9 protein-coding genes are annotated in these 12,662 nt (G+C 35.9%); 6 read left to right on the forward strand and 3 right to left on the reverse strand.

Features of this window, described 5'->3' with window-relative positions; translation table 11 throughout:
* Positions 1–305: 305 nt before the first annotated feature.
* Entirely contained in the window at positions 306–2,570 is a 2,265-nt protein-coding gene (katG, locus tag EAH81_RS20195) for a catalase/peroxidase HPI (RefSeq protein WP_140510597.1), read from the reverse strand.
* 733 nt (positions 2,571–3,303) lie between these two features.
* Between katG and EAH81_RS20200 the strand changes: the two genes are divergently transcribed.
* From EAH81_RS20200 to EAH81_RS20220, 5 genes are all read left to right on the forward strand, one after another.
* On the forward strand, positions 3,304–4,167 hold the full coding sequence (locus EAH81_RS20200; RefSeq protein ID WP_140510599.1) for an AraC family transcriptional regulator: 864 nt from the start codon (positions 3,304–3,306) through the stop codon (positions 4,165–4,167).
* An 87-nt stretch (positions 4,168–4,254) separates the two neighbouring features.
* Positions 4,255–4,479, forward strand: coding sequence for a hypothetical protein (locus tag EAH81_RS20205; RefSeq protein ID WP_140510601.1), 225 nt, complete (start codon positions 4,255–4,257; stop codon positions 4,477–4,479).
* A gap of 118 nt (positions 4,480–4,597) precedes the next feature.
* Positions 4,598–5,506 (forward strand): NAD(P)/FAD-dependent oxidoreductase, encoded by a 909-nt coding sequence (locus tag EAH81_RS20210; protein WP_140510603.1) that lies wholly within the window; start codon positions 4,598–4,600, stop codon positions 5,504–5,506.
* A gap of 10 nt (positions 5,507–5,516) precedes the next feature.
* Positions 5,517–6,146, forward strand: a complete 630-nt coding sequence (locus tag EAH81_RS20215; protein ID WP_206669096.1) for a class I SAM-dependent methyltransferase — start codon at positions 5,517–5,519, stop codon at positions 6,144–6,146.
* 267 nt (positions 6,147–6,413) lie between these two features.
* A complete protein-coding gene (locus tag EAH81_RS20220; RefSeq protein WP_140510655.1) occupies positions 6,414–7,007 on the forward strand; it encodes a short chain dehydrogenase in 594 nt (197 codons plus the stop codon).
* A gap of 257 nt (positions 7,008–7,264) precedes the next feature.
* Here the strand turns inward: EAH81_RS20220 and EAH81_RS20225 are convergent, their stop codons facing one another.
* Positions 7,265–8,293, reverse strand: coding sequence for a rod shape-determining protein (locus tag EAH81_RS20225; RefSeq protein ID WP_140510605.1), 1,029 nt, complete (start codon positions 8,291–8,293; stop codon positions 7,265–7,267).
* 500 nt (positions 8,294–8,793) lie between these two features.
* Between EAH81_RS20225 and EAH81_RS20230 the strand changes: the two genes are divergently transcribed.
* Positions 8,794–11,163, forward strand: coding sequence for an arylsulfatase (locus EAH81_RS20230; protein ID WP_140510607.1), 2,370 nt, complete (start codon positions 8,794–8,796; stop codon positions 11,161–11,163).
* A gap of 254 nt (positions 11,164–11,417) precedes the next feature.
* Here EAH81_RS20230 and EAH81_RS20235 read toward each other — a convergent pair whose 3' ends face one another.
* Positions 11,418–12,653 (reverse strand): response regulator, encoded by a 1,236-nt coding sequence (locus tag EAH81_RS20235; RefSeq protein WP_140510609.1) that lies wholly within the window; start codon positions 12,651–12,653, stop codon positions 11,418–11,420.
* Between the last annotated feature and the right edge of the window lie 9 nt (positions 12,654–12,662).

Below are 12,662 nucleotides of genomic sequence, written 5' to 3' on the forward strand. Positions count from 1 at the left end.
ATCTCAGTTCTAATTCCTGAGATGGTTTTTTTAATGAATATGTATTTTGGAATTGCCTTCAATCTTGCCACAAAAAGCTAAGGCAGTTTGTTCTGCATATAACAATAGAAAGAATTTATTTTTCCGTTTTCGATTTTAAAAACATCCCAACACCTTCTGCTACCATAAAGAATTAGCAAATTTTGAAGCTAAAAAATTAGAATTGCAAAATCCTTATAACGAAAACTACAGCATCAAATCTTCCTTGTCAAAAAAAAGGAAAAAGAGGAATATTTACCCCTTTTTCCATTTATACGAATATGGGATTAGATTAAATCAAACCTGTCCAAATTCATGATTTTATTCCACACAGCAACAAAGTCATTTACAAATTTATCCTGTGCATCAGTACTTGCATATACCTCTGCTACTGCTCTTAGCTCAGAATTAGAACCAAAAACAAGATCTGCACGAGTTCCAATCCATTTAGGCTGACCTGTAGTGCGATCATTTCCTGCATATAATTCTTTATCATTTGATACCGCTTGCCATTGGGTATTCATATCGAGAAGATTTACAAAAAAATCGTTTGTAAGCTGACCCGGACGATGTGTAAAAACACCATTTTTTGTGCCATCAGAATTAATATCCAATACACGTAATCCGCCTAAAAGTACTGTAAGTTCCGGTGCAGTAAGCGTTAGTAAATTTGCTTTATCAATAAGGAGTTCTTCGGTCGATACTGTAGATTTTGTTCTGCGATAATTTCTAAAACCATCAGCTTTAGGTTCTAAATATTCAAATGATTCAACATCAGTTTGTTCCTGAGATGCATCCATACGTCCTGGAGTAAAATCTACTTTTACTGAATTTCCTGCTGCTTTCTCTACTGCCACCGAGCCTGCCAGAACTATTAGGTCAGCCAATGAAACTTTTTTTCCATCATTTTGTTCATTATTAAATTCTGTTTGAATTCCTTCCAGTTTATCTAAAACCTGTTTAAGCTGTGCAGGATTATTTATATGCCAGTCTTTTTGTGGTGACAGCCTTATACGTGCCCCATTTGCACCGCCACGTTTGTCAGATCCACGAAACGTAGAAGCTGAAGCCCATGCTGTTGCCACCAATTGAGATGTGCTTAACCCTGTACTTGCTATTTTTTCTTTTAGTTTAATTATATCGTTCTCCTCTATCAATTTATGATTTACTTCCGGGATTGGATCCTGCCATAATAATTCTTCCTCAGGTACATCCGGTCCTAAATAACGAGCACGAGGTCCCATGTCACGATGCGTCAATTTGAACCATGCACGTGCAAAAGCATCAGCAAACTGATCAGGATTTTCCAGGAAACGACGCGATATTTTTTCGTATTCAGGATCTAATCTCAGCGATAAATCAGTGGTAAGCATTGTAGGTAAATGTTTTCTTGTATTGTCAAAAGCATCTGGAATAATTGCCTCGGCATCTTTAGCTACCCATTGATGTGCACCGGCAGGGCTTTTAGAAAGTTCCCATTCAAAACCAAATAAATTTTCAAAGAAGTTATTGCTCCACTGTGTTGGTGTTGTTGTCCAGATTACTTCCAGTCCGCTTGTAATTGCATCTGCACCTTTACCGGAACCAAAGCTGTTTTTCCAGCCAAAGCCCTGAAGTTCTAAGTCTGCAGCTTCAGGCTCGTTTCCTACATGGTCAGACGGCGCTGCTCCGTGAGTTTTACCAAAGGTATGTCCTCCAGCAATTAAAGCAACTGTTTCTTCGTCGTTCATCGCCATTCGTCCAAATGTATCTCTAATGTCTTTGGCAGCAGCAACAGGATCTGGATTCCCGTCAGGACCTTCAGGATTTACATATATAAGTCCCATTTGTACTGCTGCAAGAGGCTTTTCTAAATTCCTGCTGTGAATAGCACCATCTGCATCATCATCTGATGATACAACACCATGCTCTTTCGGCACACCCTCAGAACCATCTTTATAACGCTCATCTCCGCCTAGCCATGTGGTTTCAGATCCCCAATAAATGGACTCATCCGGTTCCCACACATCAACTCGCCCTCCGGCAAAACCAAATGTTTTAAACCCCATAGACTCTAAGGCAACATTGCCTGTTAATATCATAAGGTCGGCCCAGGAAATTTTTTGCCCGTATTTTTGTTTTATAGGCCACAATAATCTTCTTGCCTTATCAAGGCTAACATTGTCAGGCCAGCTATTAAGCGGTGCAAAACGCTGTTGTCCTGCGCCGGCACCACCACGACCGTCATAGACTCTGTATGTTCCTGCGCTATGCCATGCCATTCGAATAAAAAGACCACCGTAATGCCCAAAATCGGCAGGCCACCAATCTTGTGAGTCAGTCATGAGTGCATGTAAATCTTTTTTTACAGCTTCGAGATCTAAGCTCTTAAAGGCTTCTGCATAATCAAAATCCTTATTCATAGGATTTGATAATACAGAATTTTGTCTAAGAATATTTACTCTTAGTTGCTTTGGCCACCAGTCACCTATTTGTGTACCTGTCGCAGCTTCTTTATCCTTACTGCCATTATGAAATGGGCACTTGCTGATGTCATTTGATTGATTCTCCATAGTTTTAATTTTTATACCAATTTACGAACTAAATGAAAAGTATGCTATTGAGGTTAATAATAAATTATTTTACTTTGATAGACAAAAACTATTAAAACAAAAATCTGTTGGTTTTGGCGCCTAAATATTTCCAATTATCACTAGAAATAAAACAACCCAACATAATTATTAAGAAAACCTAACCGCTTAAAAAAAACTACCATTCTTGTAGAAATTTTATAATACTAAAGAACAATTATATAAAACCTCAAAGAGATTTTTTTTTACTTTTACAGAAATGGAGACCTTTAGCTTAAAATAAACTTTTTCTTCAAAAAAATTGATCCACTAAAAACAGTACATAAAGTCTGTACTTCCTTGTTTAATTATGTTTGATTCGTTGCTGATATTTAACAACAAAAGAACTTGGAAGTACAATTTTTCCGAACTCTTATTTCGAGCAAAATAATTTTGTACTTACCTCGTTTTAGCATATCACAGAAAGTATCCTAAATATCAGCTCATCAATATTTCAAACTATTTTTACAATTCTTTCTTTCTTTCAAAATTGTGGAAATAGCTTAAAGGAATTTTTTGATTCAGAAGAAGACACGGTATTAGTAGGCTATTCTGCATAAAACTCATCTATTTGTATGGGATTTTATGACCCGCTTGATTTCATTCACAATAATAGGTATTTAAAAAGGTATTCATTTTCTTTGTGATTGTTTCATACGAAACCAATTTACTTACAATGGCAAATATCCCTATCAGACATATTAATGAAAGCCAACAAGAACCAAACTTATTTGGCAGTTTCAGTATTCGGGATGTTCAGGAAATGCTTGATGGTAAAGACATGATTCAGGAATTACATCGCCATGACTTTTTCTTTGTACTTGTTTTAAAAAAAGGAAACGGTTTACACGAGATTGATTTTGTCCGCTGCGATGTTGGTGACCATATGATTTTTTTAATGCGCCCCGGTCAAGTGCATTCCCTTACATTAAAGCTGGGAAGTACTGGTTATTTAGTTCAATTTAAGACTGATTTCTTTTATTCTCAAAATTCATTATCACAACAACTTTTGCGGAAAGTAAGCCATATCAATTTTTGTAACCTTGATCTGAATGGCTTTGAAAAATTGGAATCTATATTGACATATATTCTAAAGGAATTTACAGATAAACAGGAAAGATATCAGGAAGTCATTGCCTCAAATTTGAGTATATTCTTTATCGAGTTAATCAGGCATCGTCAAAACAAAGCAAATTCTGCAAATGTTTCTAATGCTTATTCTCAGGAACAGTTAGAGAAATTTTTAGAACTTTTAGAAAATCATATTGCCGACCATAAACAAGTTTCGGAATATGCAGATTTATTAAATATTTCCACTTATCAACTGAATGCAGTAACCAAAACGTCTTTAAATAAAACACCTTCTGAACTGATTAATGAAAGTATCATTCTGGAATCAAAAAGACAATTACTGGCAACTTCAAACCAGGTAAATCAAATAGCATATCATCTTGGTTATGAAGATGTATCGTACTTTATCCGGTTCTTTAAAAAACATACAGGATCTTCACCTGAAGCTTTTCGTCAAAACTCAAAATAAGTCCCACCCAATTTCATTTTTGTCCTATTCCCGAAGTTTGTCATGTAATTACTTTTGTTTAATAATTATTCAAAAAACATAATCATCGTGAAAACAAAAATGAAATTAATCGCTTCGTTGAAGATATGGGTGGTCATCTATCCGTCTATAACATTGTTCCTGTTTCTTTTGGGAGAATCATCTGCGGTTCTGCCACTATACGTAAAAACCTTTTTCCTGACAGTAATCCTGGTACCTTGGGTTGTATTCGTAGGAGTTCCATTTGTTGACTTAATTCTTCGTTTACTTTCTACAGAAATCGATAAAAAATAATGTCCACAAATAACGGCAAGACTTTTTTAATGTAATGTCACGATGTGATTTCATCACCCGAAGCGGATTTGCATTACTAACTTTTGCCATATCATATCCTTTAATACCCTACACTAAAATGAAAAATAATAAACAATATGACGTAATAGTTGTCGGAGGCAGCTACTCAGGTCTTGCAGCTGCAATGGCGTTAGGGAGAGCGCTACTTAGCGTTCTTGTTATCGACAGTGGCAAACCATGCAACGTCCAAACACCCCATTCACACAATTTTCTCACGCAGGATGGAAAAACACCAAAAGAAATTTCAACCCTGGCAAAAAAGCAAGTTCAGAATTACAGTACTGTAGCTTTTTTTAATGGTATTGCAACTTCTGGAAATAAAACAGCTGAAGGTTTCGAAATTCAGGTAGAATCCGGAGAAACATTTCAAGCGAGCAAAATAATTTTTGCAACAGGAATTAAAGATATTTTGCCGGCTATAAATGGTTTTTCTGATTGCTGGGGAATATCAGTTCTTCATTGTCCCTATTGTCACGGATATGAAGTAAGAAATGAAAAAACGGGGATTTTTGGCAATGGCGAACACGGGTTTGAATTGGTCAGTCTGATTTCGAACTGGACAGAAGATTTGACCTTATATACAAATGGAACATCAACATTGACCATCGACCAAAGACATAAGCTTAATAACCATAATATAAAAATTGAGGAAAGAGAAATTGAAAAGCTGGATCATCAAAATGGTTATATCCAAAATATTATTTTCAAGGACGGTTCGAAATCTAAAATAACGGCACTTTACTCCCGAAATTCATTCAAACAACATTCCAATATTCCGGAATCACTTGGTTGCGAATTGACAATCGAAGGATATTTAAAAGTCAATTTGTCTCAGGAAACGACGATTGAAGATGTCTATGCGTGCGGAGACAGTACCACTAAAATACGATCAGTAGCAAATTCAGTAGCAATGGGTACAACTGCCGGAATGATGGCAAGCAAAAAGATGATCTTTCAAAAATTTTAAAATTATAACGATGCAAATTAACACCTCCAAAATCATGTGGGATGATCGATATAAAGATGAATCCTATGCGTATGGTAAAAAACCGAATCTGTTTTTTGCAGAGCAAATCGAAAAACTGAATCCAGGTTCGATATTAATGCCTGCGGATGGCGAAGGCCGTAATGGCGTTTACGCTGCAAAACTAGGATGGCAGGTTACTTCTTTTGATTTGAGTGAAGAAGGAAAATCGAAAACACTTTCATTGGCAAATGAGCAGAATGTAATTGTTGATTATTTTGTTGGGGATTTCGAACACCTTCAATTTGAAAATAGCACTTACGACGCAATCGGACTAATTTACGCACATTTTCCTGCGGATAAAAAATCAATGTTTCATAGGAAATTAAATAATTATCTGAAGCCCGGCGGCATTGTGATTTTCGAAGCATTCGGAAAAAAACATTTAGCCTACAATTCACAAAACCCCAAAGTCGGCGGTCCTACTGCCAGTGATATGCTATTTTCAATGTCTGAAGTAATTGCCGATTTTAATAATTATGACATCATGCTTCTGGAAGAACAAGAAGTCAGTCTGGACGAAGGAATTTATCACATCGGAAAAGGTTCTGTTATCCGATTTGTGGGTCGGAAACGAAGCTAGATATGTCAAAAAGCAATAAAAGATCATATCCAAAACAATAGCAAAAAAATAAAAAAGGTTTAGCTATAATTTTAAAATCATCTTTATCAAAGCCGAAGAATTTCTTTGGCTTTTCGATTTTACACATATAACAAACTACAAATGAGTAATTTACATATTAAAAACATTCAAAATTGTCCTATTCAACTTCATTTTTGTCCTATTAGATGACCTAACATGATATATACCTTTGCTAAAGAAATAATAACAAAATTTAATTCAACAAAAATGAAAATTATCATTATAGGTGCCACTGGCACAATGGGAACTTATCTATCAGCTGCTCTTGAAAATGAACATGAAGTGGTACGAGTCGGTTCAGACAGCGGAGACTTTCACGTAAACATTACATCGACAGAATCCATCGAGCTTTTTTTTAAACAGGTAGGTAAATTCGACGCACTTATTTCAACTGCCGGACCAACTTATGTAGGGCCTTGGTCAAAAATGGACGATGTAGCATTTAGAAAGGGCGTAGAAGGAAAAATGATGGGACAGATTAACTTGGTACTAATTGGCCAAAACTATATCAATCCTAAAGGTTCGTTTACCCTTATCACAGGTGCATTAACAAATGAACCTCAAAAAAACTTTGCCAATGCATCGGCAGCAAACGGAGCGGTTGAAGGATTTGTGCGCGGAGCAGCAATTGAATTAGAAAACGGCATCCGGATTAACGCGGTCAGCCCAACAGTTATAGAAAATTCACCACAGTATTTTCCTTATTTCCCCGGCGAAATTCCAACAACTATGCGACAATTAGAATTCATGTTCCGAAAAAGTGTTTTTGGCACTGTGACTGGACATGTGATAACCCCTTAAATTTTATTCTCGAAAGCGACCAATGACCTGTGGTTTATAAAAATAAATTTCAATAAAAAAATTTGACAAATGCAGTATAGGCAAGGATTGAGACGATTAAGTTCAAATCCTGCTCTCCCAATTAAAAAGTCCTAATAAAAATTAGGGCTTTTTTTCATGGCTAAAATTCAATGCTAAAAATTCCAAATTAAAATGGATCAGGAGCAAAAGTTAAGTATTGGCAAAAAGCTTCAATCTTTTTGCCAATACTCATGTATTTATTTTATAAGTACACTTTTATATTTAGCGATGTCTTTTAAAACAATACCTGTACCTCTAACCACGGCTCTTAAAGGATCTTCTGCAATAAATACAGGTAATTCTGTCTTTAGTGATATTCTTTTATCAAGCCCACGCAATAGTGCTCCTCCTCCTGCGAGATACAATCCCGCATTATAAATGTCGGCAGCAAGTTCCGGCGGCGTCAATGAAAGCGTAACCATAATCGCATCTTCAATTCTCTGTATTGATTTATCCAAAGCTCTTGCAACCTCCCTATAGGTAACTGTAACTTCTTTAGGTTTACCGGTTAGCAAATCCCTTCCACGAACTGTTATATCACTGGGAGCATCCTCAAGTTCTTCCATTGCAGCACCAACATCAATTTTTATTGCCTCTGCAGAAGCATCTCCAATATACAAATTATGATGCGTTCTCATATAATACAAGATATCATTTGTAAAAACATCTCCGGCAATTTTTATAGATTTGTCACAAATTATACCTCCAAGGGCAATAACGGCAATTTCAGTAGTTCCGCCTCCAATATCTACTATAATGTTTCCTTGAGGAAGCATAACATCCAACCCCATTCCAATAGCAGCTGCCATAGGCTCATGAATTAAAAACACTTCTTTCCCATTTACGCGTTCGCAAGACTCCTTTACTGCTCTCATTTCTACTTCTGTTATACCACTAGGAATACATACAACCATTCTTAGTGCAGGAGTAAAAAAGCTTTTCTTCAGTTCCGGTATATTTTTTATAAACCAACTGATCATTTTCTCTGAGGCATCAAAATCTGCAATCACTCCATCTTTTAATGGTCGGATTGTTTTAATATTTTCATGTGTTTTACCCTGCATTAAACTCGCTTCTTTACCTACAGCAATAATTTTCCCATTTCTAATATCCCGCGCCACAATTGACGGACTGTCTACTACGATTTTTCCGTCATAAATTATCAAAGTATTAGCAGTTCCTAAATCCATAGCTATTTCCACTATCATAAAATCAAATAAGCCCATAATATAGTTTTGTTTAACAACGCTATTATTACAGCTTTATTCTCCAAAAACAGGAAAATTTCAATACGCTTCTTCCCTCTGCCAAATATTGTGGTACAAAAAGTAACCATCGCCAACCAGATGTATTATTTTGCTCTGCTTATTTCAGAAAGCTTTGTGTATTCTTCAATGAATTCATATCCGTTTCTTCCCGCTTATTACTATCAAAAAAGATAATTTATGGAAGAAACTGAGGAACATTTTCTTATGATCGAATATATTCGAGAGCCTTAAGTGCTGATTCTTGTAAAATTATTTCTTCTGCAAAAGATGTTTTTCAGCAATTCGTTTTGCAACTAATATAACTTTCAAATTGTAAAATTTGCATAAATCTTGTTGCAATTTATAATTTGAAACCATGAACAGCCTGTAAACACTCAGATTTCGTATAATAGAAATTAAATTTGTTAGTAGACGTACACTAAAAAGTGTTGATTTTTTAACCAATTAATTATTCATTTATGAAAAGTATTTCACTCTTAATCCTATCGATTGCATTTTCAGGCGTATTATCGACACCTTGTAATGCACAGAATACCACTTGGCCAGATCGGACAAATTTACCGGTACAACCTTATCAAAAACCAACTAAAATTGCACCAAGTCTTAAGGAATCAGTAACTCCAGAATGGCCAAAATTAATTTCGGCACCAAAAGGAGCTCCAAACGTATTATTGGTCATGACTGATGATGTTGGTTTTGGGGCATCGTCTGCTTTTGGAGGACCAATACCTACACCTACTTACGAAAAGCTTGCTTCACGCGGAATAAAATACAATCGTTTTCATACCACTGCGCTTTGTTCTCCGTCTCGTGCCGCTTTAATTACTGGGCGAAACCAACATCAGGTTGCTACAGGTATAATAATGGAACTATCAACTCCGTACGAAGGTTATAATAGCGAAGTTCCCAAAAACTGTGGATCAATTGGTGAAATTCTAACTATGAATGGTTATGGAACGAGTTGGTTTGGTAAAAATCACAATGTTCCAAATGCTCAGACCTCTCCGGCGGGTCCATTTGATCTCTGGCCAACCGGATTAGGGTTTGAAAAATTCTACGGATTTCTAGGAGCAGATTGTGATCAGTTTGCACCTCCGCTTTATGACAATATTGAGCCGGCATCTCCTTTTATAGGCAATCCTGATTATATTCTTGATGAAGATTTGGCAAATCAAGCTATTAAATGGATTCATCAGCAAAGAGCAGCATCAGCTACTAAACCTTTCTTTGTGTATTATACGCCCGGAACCGCGCACGCACCACATCAGGCACCTAAAGAATGGATTGCTAAGTATAAAGGCAAATTTGATATGGGATGGAATAAACTTCGCGAAATGACATTTGCAAGACAAAAAGAAATGGGTGTTATTCCTCAGGATGCTGTTTTAAACCCAACCCCGGACGACTATAAAAAATGGGACGATCTTACGCCGGAATTGAAAAAAGTTTGTGCCCGTGAAATGGAATGCTATGCTGCAGCTTTATCTTTTGCTGATTATCAAATTGGACGTTTGATTAAAACAATTGAAGATATGGGTGAATTAGACAATACTCTTATCATCTATATTCAAGGAGACAACGGTTCAAGCGCCGAAGATCCAAGCGGAATTGGAATGACGAGCGAAATTGGTATTGTTGCCAATGGAAATGTCGATGATCCTAAATTCATGTACGATCATATTGATGAACTTGGCGGGCCTAAAATGGAAAATCATTTCTCTCACGGTTGGGCTCATGCTATGAATACACCTTACCAATGGGATAAAAAAATCGCTTCACATTTAGGAGGCTCACGCACTTCCATGGTCGTTTCATGGCCTGACAGGATCAAAGATGTTGGTAGTATGCGAAGCCAATTTACCCACATTATCGATGTAACACCAACAATTCTTGAAGCAGTAAAAATTCCGCAGCCTAAAACAATTAATGGTTTTAAACAAGAACCTATTACAGGAACAAGTTTCGTTTATACTTGGGATAATCCTAAAGCACCGGAAAGACATACAACTCAATATTTTGAAGTAATAGCAAATCGTGGTATTTACCATAATGGTTGGTTAGCCAATACAACTCCTATAAGACTCCCGTGGGTAAGTATGGGAAAATCATCTGAAGATCCTGTTAAAGATTATAAATGGGAATTATATGATCTAACGAAAGATTACTCCCAATCTAAAAATCTTGCAGCTCAGAATCCGGCAAAGCTGAAAGAACTTCAGGACGTTTTTATGGCCGAAGCCAAAAAAAATAAAGTATTTCCGCTTGATGATCGTTATGTAGAACGTTTACTTCCGCAAAACCGGGAACAGCCAAATGTAGGACGTAAATCATTTACGTATTATCCCGGAACAATTAGGATTCCTGCTGAGTTAGCACCTAATTTAAAAAATGGATCTTTTTCTATTACTGCAAGTTTAGATATTCCGAAAAGCGCAAATTCTGATGGAATTATTCTTACTCAGGGTGGTTATTTTGGCGGATTGGCCCTAACCTTATTAGACGGAAAACCAACTTTTCTATATGCCAGATCCAATTATCCAACTGAAAAATGGAAAATTCAATCTTCAGGAAAATTATCTCCCGGTAAAAATACAGTTGTGGCAGATTTCAAATATAATGGTCCCGGGATGGGTAAAGGAGCTACTGTAACAATTTCAGTAAACGGAAAAAATGTTGCAACGGGAGATATTACCGCAACAGTTCCTGTAGCATTTACAGATGAAGGTTTTAATATCGGAGAAGATACCGGAACTCCCGTAACTCTTGATTATAAAGTACCATTTAAGCTTGAGGGAGTCATTGAAAAAGTGGTAGTTGATCTCAAATAAACGACATCTTTTTTCTTCAATCGATTTTCAACCGAATAAAATTGAATTACTTACTATTCGTAATTACATGCCTTAAATCCTTATATAATTACGTATCATTTTTTTAACAAAAAAACTCCAAAATCAGATAGCTTTGGAGTTTTTTTTAAAAATTAGTTGGCAAATAAAGAGCACGAACAATAAATACGATGTAACGGATTTATTAATTTATAATATTATAACAAAGACATGTTTTTTTATGATCTCCTTGATGCTTAAACCGGGATATAAATAGTGAATTTTACTCCTTCCATCGGGATACTTGATGCTGTAATGAATCCATTGTGGTTTTCAACAATTTTCTTAACAATTGCAAGACCAATTCCTGTTCCTTCATAAAGATCCCGTCCATGCAACCTTTGGAAAACGCCAAAGATCTTTTCACTATGCTGTGGTTCAAAACCTATTCCGTTATCCTCAAAAGTAATGTAACAGTATTTTTGCTGAGGAGACAATTTTTCGTTTTGTAATGTTGCACCGTCAGCAATGAGACTTTTAATGGTGATTTGCAACGGCATATCTTTTTTTGCAAATTTAATGGCATTGCTCACTAAATTTTCCAACAGTTGTACAAACTGAAACGGAATAATATCGATATTTCCGTTAAAGTCAGTTTCAATCACAACTTTCTTTTCCTGAATATTTTCGCGTAAAGCTTCCTTCACATCAGCAAAAACAAGATTTAAATCGGTGCTTTCAAATTTTCTGTCTATAATATTGGTCCGTGAAAATGTCAGCAAACTACTTATTAATTCTCTCATTCGAGTTGTCGAATACAAAATTCGTTCAAATTTCAGTTTTCCATCTGCCGACAAATTAGGATATTCATTACTCAAAATAACATTTACGAAAGTTTGAATTTTTCGTAAAGGCTCCTGGAGATCATGGCTGGAAATATACGTAAAAGCATCCAGCTCCATGTTTTTGTTTTTCAGCTCAGCAGCATGTTTTTCGATCGCTGCATATTGTGCAGCTAACGTTTTATTTGTTTTTAAGATGATTTCGTTTAGGGCATTTGTTTCCTCTTCTTTAAGCCGCAGTTCTAGATTTTTCTTATACAATTCCGTAAAGACCGACACTTTTGCCTGCAAAATTTCTTTTGACAGAGGCTTTATCATGTAATCTACTGCTCCGGATTGATATCCTTTAAAAATATATTCCGTTGTATTCATATTGGCAGTCAAAAATATGATTGGAACATGTTTAAGTTTGTCGCTTTGACGAATCATTTCTGCTGTTTCAAAACCATCCATCAAAGGCATTTGAACATCCATTAAAATAATAGCAAAATCTTGACTTTTTAAAAGAATTCTAAGCGCATCTTTACCCGAAGATGCCTCAACAAATTGATACCCTTTATTTGCTAAAATAACCTGCAATGACAATAAATTTTCTTTTTTGTCATCAACAAGTAATATCTTAATGGGATGTTCTGCTATTTTATTTTCCATCGAATATCA

It is taken from the genome of Flavobacterium pectinovorum, assembly GCF_006438875.1.
GTDB classification, from domain to species: domain Bacteria; phylum Bacteroidota; class Bacteroidia; order Flavobacteriales; family Flavobacteriaceae; genus Flavobacterium; species Flavobacterium pectinovorum_A.